This window comes from Amycolatopsis pigmentata (assembly GCF_042684065.1).
Classification (GTDB): Bacteria; Actinomycetota; Actinomycetes; order Mycobacteriales; family Pseudonocardiaceae; genus Amycolatopsis_E; species Amycolatopsis_E pigmentata.
Genome location: NZ_JBHUKR010000044.1, coordinates 1 through 506, shown reverse-complemented (window position 1 = coordinate 506; position 506 = coordinate 1). Strand labels below are relative to the sequence as shown.

General features: G+C 62.5%; 1 protein-coding gene. It reads right to left on the bottom strand.

Translation table 11 applies throughout. The features are described 5' to 3' along the window. The coding region (locus tag ACFSXZ_RS41240) for a hypothetical protein (RefSeq protein ID WP_378272024.1) at positions 1-459 on the bottom strand (459 nt) is incomplete at its 3' end. Positions 460-506: the final 47 nt, after the last annotated feature.

The window sequence follows — 506 nt, the reverse complement described above, 5'->3', positions numbered from 1 at the left end:
ACCCGGAGACGGAATATCCAACTTCAACTTCTCCGACACATGCTCATCCACCACCGCACCCCCACCACCCCGACCACCATGAAACTTACTCGCCGCCGCCAAAATCCCCGCCCACGACGCACCCGGAGAATGCGTCGCCAAATTCGCCAAAACATTCCCCACCACCGCACCCGCAAACTGCCCACCCATATACCCCACATCCGCCACCAACGACACCACATACGGCGGAAACTTCCCCCGCGCCTCCGCCCCGAACATCTTCGCAACCCCCACCGCCGCACCATGCGCCACCCCCGCCGCCGCACCACCAATCGCCCCACCAATCACCGAATTCTTGACCGAATCCCAATCCATCCCATCCCGACCACCAGACAAATTCTGAAAACCCTGAATCGTCAAATCCAAACCCCCCATCAACCCCGCCCCAAACGCCGCATACCCCGCCACCGTCTTCCCCAACGACCACGCCGCCTCCCCCACATCCCGCACCGTCAACGCCCCCACCT